Annotated in this window: 5 protein-coding genes; 1 reads left to right on the top strand and 4 read right to left on the bottom strand. The window is 72.9% G+C overall.

The window, feature by feature from the left end; translation table 11 throughout:
* A partial coding sequence (locus LCE31_RS35300) for a 3-hydroxyacyl-CoA dehydrogenase NAD-binding domain-containing protein (RefSeq protein WP_225021854.1) occupies positions 1-1,093 on the bottom strand: 1,093 nt, incomplete at its 3' end.
* Positions 1,094-1,247: 154 nt separating this feature from the next.
* On the opposite strand from LCE31_RS35300, the gene paaN reads away from it, so the two are divergent.
* Complete coding sequence (gene paaN / locus LCE31_RS35295) at positions 1,248-2,969, top strand: phenylacetic acid degradation protein PaaN (protein ID WP_225021852.1); 1,722 nt, start codon at positions 1,248-1,250, stop codon at positions 2,967-2,969.
* Positions 2,970-3,029: 60 nt separating this feature from the next.
* On the opposite strand, the gene LCE31_RS35290 is transcribed toward paaN, so the two are convergent.
* The 3 genes from LCE31_RS35290 to LCE31_RS35280 form a co-directional block, all read right to left on the bottom strand.
* Complete coding sequence (locus LCE31_RS35290) at positions 3,030-3,692, bottom strand: TrmH family RNA methyltransferase (protein ID WP_225021858.1); 663 nt, start codon at positions 3,690-3,692, stop codon at positions 3,030-3,032.
* Positions 3,693-3,907: 215 nt separating this feature from the next.
* Entirely contained in the window at positions 3,908-5,200 is a 1,293-nt protein-coding gene (locus LCE31_RS35285) for an HTTM domain-containing protein (protein WP_374118658.1), read from the bottom strand.
* Positions 5,197-6,013, bottom strand: an 817-nt coding sequence (locus LCE31_RS35280; RefSeq protein ID WP_225021850.1) for a DUF5819 family protein, incomplete at its 5' end; no start/stop codon positions are given. The genes LCE31_RS35285 and LCE31_RS35280, both read right to left, overlap by 4 nt.

The following is a 6,013-nucleotide window of genomic DNA, read 5'->3' as shown; positions in this document are numbered from 1 at the left end:
CCCCCCCCCCCCCCGCCCCAAACCCCCCCCGGCCCCGGGCGTCCCCCGGGTCCACGGCGCGCACCCTGACGCCCGCCTCGCGGAGCAGGTCCGGCAGGACCGCCGCGGGCCCGAGGTCACCGGTGACGGTCACCTCGGCCGGCGCCTCGCACGGCGCCTCGGTCCTGGGCGCGGGCCGTGCGCCGTCCCCGTCGGGTCGTGCGCCGTCCCCCTCGTAGGGGAACCAGCCGTGCCCCGACTTGCGGCCGAGGCGGCCCGCCTGCACCAGTCGGTGCTGGGCCAGGGACGGCGTGAACTTCGGGTCCTTGAAGAAGGCGTCCCAGACGGACCGGGTCACGGCCTCGTTGACGTCCTGGCCGATCAGGTCGGTCAGTTCGAACGGGCCCATCCGGAAGCCGCCGGACTCGCGCAGCACCGCGTCGACGGTCGCGGGGTCCGCCGCGCGCTCCTCGTAGACGCGCAGCGCCTCGGCGTAGAAGGGGCGCGCGACGCGATTGACGATGAAGCCGGGGGTGTCCGAGCAGCGCACCGGGGTCTTGCCCCAGGCCCGCGCGGTCTCGTACGCGCGCCGCGCCGCGGCCTCCTCCGTGGCGAAGCCGCTGACCACCTCGACCAGCGGGAGCAGCGGCGCCGGGTTGAAGAAGTGCAGTCCGACGAGGCGGCCCGGTACGCGCAGCGCGCCGCCGATCTCCGTGACGGACAGGGACGAGGTGTTGGTGGCGAGCAGGCAGTCGTCCGCGACCACCTTCTCCACCTCGGCGAACAGCTCCCGCTTGACCGCGACGTCCTCCAGGACGGCCTCCGCGACCAGCACGCAGCCGGCGAGGCCGTCGAGACCGTCGACCGCCGTGAGCCGGGACGCCGCCGCATCGCGCTCCGCCGCGGTCAGCTTTCCCTTCGCGGCCAGCCGGTCGAGGCGCCCGACGATCGCGTCCACCGCCTCCCTGGCACGGCCGGGCGCCGCGTCGTGGAGGCGTACGGGATGCCCGGCCACCAGGGCGACCTGGGCTATGCCTCGGCCCATGGTGCCGGTGCCGACTACCCCGACGGCATCGGCGGCGCCGATGGGACGGGTGAACGCGAGTGCTGCCATGGACACAATCCTCCCTGGCGGTTGTCCACAGATCTCCCCGGCTCTGTTGAACCGACCGATCGTTCGGTTACTGTAACCCTGTCCGTGCATGTGTGTCCCGGGCTTCGCGCGGACCGTCCGCCCATCCCGGCTCGATGAGGAGTTGGTCTTCACCATGACCGCGCAGCTCAGCGTCCAGAAGCTCGCCGAGACCCGCAGGGCCACGCTCGACCGGGCGCTCGACGCGATCCGCACCCGCGCCTACTGGTCCCCGCACCCCGAGCACCCGAAGGCGTACGGCGAGACGGGGCCCGCCGAAGGGCTCGCCGCCTTCGAGGCGCTGCGCGGTAAGCGCTTCGAGCTCGACCAGCCGGGCACCGACGGCTGGACCGGCGGGGAGACGTCACCGTACGGCCCGGCGCTCGGCATCGAGTACCCGCACGCCGACCTCGACGTGCTGCTGCCCGCCCTGCGTGCGGGCATGCCCGCCTGGCGCGCCGCGGGACCGGAGACCCGGGCGCTGGTCTGCCTGGAGATCCTCGCGCGGATCTCCGCGCGGACGCACGAGTTCGCGCACGCGGTGATGCACACCAGCGGCCAGGCGTTCGTGATGGCCCTCCAGGCGGGCGGTGCCAACGCGCAGGACCGCGGCCTCGAGGCGGTGGCGTACGCGTACGCCGAGCAGACGCGCACTCCGGCCAGGGCGGACTGGTCCAAGCCGCAGGGCAAGCGGGAGCCGCTGGAGATGCGCAAGACCTTCACGCCGGTCCCGCGCGGCCTGTCGCTGCTCGTCGGCTGCAACACCTTCCCGACGTGGAACGGCTATCCGGGCCTGTTCGCGTCACTGGCCACCGGCAACCCGGTCCTGGTCAAGCCGCACCCGCGCGCGGTACTGCCGCTGGCGCTCACGGTACGGGTCGCGCGCGAGGTGCTCGCGGAGACCGGCTTCGACCCGAATCTGGTCGCGCTCGCGGTGGAGCGCCCCGGCGAGGGCATCGCCAAGGAGCTCGCGGTGCGCCCGGAGATCCGGATCATCGACTACACGGGCTCGACGGCCTTCGGCGACTGGCTGGAGACGCACGCGCGGCAGGCGCAGGTCTACACGGAGAAGGCCGGCGTCAACACCGTCGTGATCGACTCCACCGACGACTACCGGGGCATGCTGGGCAACCTCGCCTTCTCGCTCTCCCTCTACAGCGGCCAGATGTGCACCACCCCGCAGAATCTGCTCATCCCGCGCGACGGCATCGACACCGACGCGGGCCACAAGTCGTACGACGAGGTGGTGGCGGGCATCGCGGGCGCGGTGGACAAGCTCCTCGGCGACGACGCGCGGGCGAGCGCGCTGCTCGGCGCGCTGGTCAACCCCGATGTGAAGGCCCGCCTCGAGGCCGCGGCGGAGCTGGGCGAGGTGGCGCTCGCCTCCCGCGAGGTGACGCACCCGGAGTTCCCGGACGCCGTGGTGCGTACGCCGCTGATCGTGAAGGCGGACGGCTCCCGCAAGGGCTCGGAGGGCTCGGAGGGCTCGGAGGGCTCGGCGCACGGGAGCGAAGCGCCGTATCTCGCCGAGTGCTTCGGGCCGGTGTCGTTCGCCGTCGCCGTCGAGTCGACCGGGGAGGCGGTGGAGCTGCTGCGGCGCACGGTCCGCGAGAAGGGCGCCATGACGGTCGGCGCGTACACGACGTCGGCGGACGTCGAGGTCGCCATCGAGGAGGTCTGCCTGGAGGAGTCGGCACAGCTGTCGCTGAACCTGACAGGCGGCGTCTATGTGAACCAGACGGCGGCCTTCTCCGACTTCCACGGCTCGGGCGGCAACCCCTCCGCCAACGCGGCGCTGTGCGACGCGGCGTTCGTGGCGAACCGCTTCCGTACGGTCGAGGTGCGCCGGCCGGCCTGACGTGAGGGGCCGGCGGTCCCGGTCTGACGCGAGGGACCGGCGGTCCCGGCCGTCCGCGGGTCAGGGGGCCGGCGGCGCCGGGATCTGTGCGTGGCGCTGGACCCAGGCGTGCATGGCGATGGCGGCGGCTGCTCCCGCGTTGATCGAGCGCGTCGAGCCGAACTGCGCGATGGAGCAGACCATCGCCGCGTGATCACGTGCCTCCTGGGTGAGGCCGGGGCCCTCCTGGCCGAAGAGGAGCACACAGCGGCGCGGCAGCGCGGTGCGCTCCAGCGGCACGGCGCCGGGCAGGTTGTCGATCCCGATGACCGGAAGCCCCTCCGCGGCGGCCCAGGCGGTCAGCACGGAGGTGTCGGCGTGGTGGCGCACATGCTGGTAGCGGTCGGTCACCATGGCTCCGCGCCGGTTCCACCTGCGGCGGCCGACGATGTGGACCTCGCGGGCCAGGAAGGCGTTCGCGGTCCGCACGACGGAGCCGATGTTGAAGTCGTGGCCCCAGTTCTCCACGGCCACGTGGAAATCGTGGCGGCGGGTGTCGAGGTCGGCGACGATCGCCTCGCGCCGCCAGTAGCGGTACTGGTCGGCGACGTTGCGCCGGTCCCCGGCGGCGAGCAGCTCCGGGTCGTAGCGGTCGCCCGTGGGCCAGGGTGCCGGGTGCGGCCCGACGCCGATCTCGGGGCCGAACCCCTCGTCGTACTGCGCCGGTTCGGACGGCCCCGACAGTTCAGCCGGTCCCGACGGTTCCGGCGTTTCTGACGGCCCCGACCGTTCAGCCAGTCCCGACGTCTCCGGCGCTTCGGACGGTTCGGCGAAGTCGGCGTGCCCGGCGGCCAGGCGGCCGGCGAAATCCGCTGACGGGGCTGGTCTCCGGGCCGCCGTGTGCCCGGCCGCCGCCTCTCCCGCCACTTCCACCGCCTCGCCGGGCGGTCTCGCGCTGCTCATCCGATGAGGGTACGGGTCTCCTCGGAGGCGCCGCTCCGCTGGCCCGGGACCGCGGGGCCCCGCCGTGCGCGCAGACGCGTGCGGCCGGTGGCGATCCGGCCGCCCAGCCACAGCAGGAAGCCGGTCGGCAGGAAGATCGCGTCGGCCGTGATCATCGCGAAGGAGAAGAACGGCAGCCCCAGCAGGACGGCGATGCCCGCGTGCTCCAGCATCATGCCCACCAGCAGCATGTTCTTGACCCGCCGGTTGACCAGCGTGAAGGGGAAGGCGACCTGCACCATCACGGTGCCGTAGCTGAAGACCAGGACGAAGAGGCTGCTGGCGGCGAGCAGACCCGAAAGCGCCGGCCAGGGCGTGAAGTAGTCGAGTTTGAGCGGGTAGTACAGCGCGGTGCCGTCCTCCCAGCGCGAGCCCTGGATCTTGTACCAGCCGGCCGTGGAGTAGATGAGGCAGACCTCGACGGCGATCACGAGGAGGGCCGCGTTGTGTAGGAGGTGCGCGAAGACGTCGAGGAGGGTGCGCTCGTGGCTGCCGGGCGCGTACCGGTTCACGGCCCACCACAGGCCCTGCGCCAGCCAGGCGCCCCACAGCAGGACCTGTATCCACAGCTGGATGTGACCGGGGCCGGTCGCCGCGCCGAGTGCGAGGACGGCGCCCATGGCCACCCAGAGCACGGGCCCGATCCTGTCCGCGTGCGGGCGACCGGGTCCTGCCGTCCCGACGGCCTCCTCCCGCGATGCCTCCGCGCCGGCGGCGCGCTCCGCCCGCGCGGCGCGCCGCGCGTCGAGCGACCAGACCTGCCCGCAGCGCGTGAACACCAGGTAGATCGCCATGATGTGGATGACGTTGTCGCCGCCGTCCCCGAGGAAGACGGAACGGTTCTGGAGCGAGAGCACGCCGAACATGAAGACCACGGACAGGGTCCTGGTGCGCCAGCCGAGCATCAGCAGCAGGCTGGACAGGATCGCGACGGCGTACACGATCTCGAACCAGACCGCGCTGTCGGACCACATCAGTCCGGAGAAGGCGCCGTTCTGCGCGACGAGCTGCTTGGCCAGCCCCCAGCTCCAGGGCGCGTCGGGCCCGTACATCTCGTTCCTGTGCGGCAGTTCGCGCAGCAGGAAGACGAGCCACGTACCGGCGAAGCCGATCCGTATGACAGCGCTCTGGTACGGGGCGAACGACGTGGAGGTGACGCGCTGGACGGCGCGCGCGATCCCGGCGGACGGCGGACGGCGCGAGGAGGGCGCCGCCGCGCCAGCCGGTCCCGGTGTGCCCGGTGTGCTCACTTCGCCGCCTCCGTACCGCTCGCCATGTGCACGCCGCCGTTCCTGCCCCCGTCGCCGCCCGAACCGCCGCTCGCGGCGCTTCCCGCCCCGCTCTCCGCCCCGCTTCCCGCAGCCGCGACGACCGACTTCGGCACACCGCCGGGGACGTCGCCCGGCCCCACGGACCACCAGGGGAAGGTGCGGTAATAGGTGCGGGTGTCGCTGCGCTCCTTGGCGTACGGGGGCGGCGCGACGGCCTGTGTCGCCGAGCGGACCTCGATGCGGGTGATCCTGCCGGGCAGGGAGTCGCGGCCGAGCCTGAGCACGACGATGCGGCGCATATACGCCTCGGAGAGGGCCCCGCGCGAGCCGATCGGCCGCTCCTTGGCGTCGTGCGTCTGCGTAAAGTAGTCCCAGGCCCGCCGCAGTTCGTTCTGCTGGGTGTGGCTGGGCAGCGGGTTGTGCAGGATCGCTGCGCCGTCCTCGCCCGACAGGTCCCGCCAGCCGCTGAGGGTGCGCCGGCCCGACGCGTCCACGGTCTCGGCACGCGCCTGGACGTGGATGTTCTGCTGGAGCGGGTTGGGCGCGAACAGCTTCCAGTTCTGCTCGAACTCGGGGTTCACCCAGCGGTTGATCAGCTGCGCGTGCGCCTTGGAGACCGTGTTCGCCGGGGCTACGTAGAAGAAGACCATCGCCAGGTGGACGCAGACGACCGCCAGTACGGCGACGGCCCCCGCCCCCGCGACGATCCGGTAGCGGCGGGGCAGACCCGCGACGCCGGGTCCGGCCCGCCGGTCTTCCACGCCGTCGCCCTTGCCGGCCCCGTCCGGCCCC

It is taken from the genome of Streptomyces sp. 8L (genome assembly GCF_020176795.1).
GTDB lineage: Bacteria > Actinomycetota > Actinomycetes > Streptomycetales > Streptomycetaceae > Streptomyces.
This window is presented reverse-complemented; position numbering and strand designations above follow the sequence as displayed.